The organism is Mesorhizobium sp. M0830, assembly GCF_040319965.1.
GTDB lineage: Bacteria > Pseudomonadota > Alphaproteobacteria > Rhizobiales > Rhizobiaceae > Mesorhizobium.
The window spans coordinates 1-1,196 of record NZ_JAMYOR010000143.1 but is presented as its reverse complement, the minus strand read 5'-3'; the positions used below and the strand labels follow the sequence as shown (position 1 = coordinate 1,196).

Annotated in this window: 1 protein-coding gene; it reads left to right on the top strand. The window is 60.3% G+C overall.

The features are described 5' to 3' along the window. Window positions 1-92: 92 nt before the first annotated feature. Complete coding sequence (locus NKI20_RS33570; protein WP_023796700.1) at window positions 93-1,190, top strand: ISAs1 family transposase; 1,098 nt, start codon at window positions 93-95, stop codon at window positions 1,188-1,190. The last annotated feature ends 6 nt before the right edge of the window (window positions 1,191-1,196 follow it).

The window sequence follows — 1,196 nt, the reverse complement described above, 5'->3', positions numbered from 1 at the left end:
AGGGCAGGGGAATCGCATATGAGTAAGAGTAAGTCTTGCGTTGAGTGGAAAGGTTGATTCTTTAGGGGCCTTCTCTTTGAAGAGGAGACCCAATGCCGTTTCTGCTTTCGATTTTGCGTGAAATTCGGGATCCGCGTGACATCAACGCGCGTCATGATCTGGCGGAGCTTCTGTTCTTGGCTCTGCTTGCGACCCTGTGTGGGGCCAAGAGCTGTGTTGACATTGCCGATTTTGTTGAGGGTCGGGAAGACGAGCTGAGAGAGATCGTGGCGCTGGAGCATGGTTGCCCGAGCCACGACACGTTCAGCCGGGTGTTTCGACTTCTTGATGCCGATGAGCTTTCGCGCAGCTTTGCCGCTTTCATGGCAGCGCTGCGACAAACGCTCGGGCCTTCGCCGCGCGGCGTGGTGGCGGTCGACGGCAAATCGCTGCGGCGCGGCTACACTAAGGGTCGGGTCTTTATGCCGCCTTTGATGGTGAGCGTGTGGGACGCCGAGACGAGGCTGTCGATTGCCGCTGCCCGCGCGCCCGAGGGCGACGAGGTCACAGCCACGCTGGATCTTCTGAAGAGCTTGGATTTGAAGGGCTGCACGGTGACGGCGGATGCGCTGCACTGCCGTCCCGACACCGCCAAGGCGCTGATCGGCAAGAAGGCGCATTATGCGCTGGGGCTGAAAGGCAATCGTCCCAAGCTGTTCGCTGCGGCGGAGCGAAGCTTCGCCGCAGCTGCCGAGATCGCCTTCTTCGAGACCAGCGAAAGCGCGCATGGCCGCACCGAAACACGAAGAGCCTCGGTCCTGCCGCTCAAACGGCTGCTGGATCCGCCGGCCTTTCCCGGCCTCAAGGCGATCGGCCGCATCGAGGCCTCGCGCAGCGTGGCGGGCGGCAAACCCACCACCTCGGTCCGCTATGTCGCGCTTTCCAAAGTGCTCATGCCCAAAAGACTGGCCGAGACCGTCAGAGCACATTGGACCATCGAGAACCAGTTGCACTGGAGCCTCGATGTCGTCTTCCATGAGGACGATGCCCGAACCCGCAAGGATAACGGGCCGCAAAACCTGGCCATCATCAGACGCCTCGCCCAAAACATCTTGCAAGCCCATCCTCTCGACAAACCCATCGCCAGCAAGATGCGAAGAGCCAGATGGAACAGAGACTTCCTCTTCCAGCTCTTTACTCATATGCGATAGCCCTGC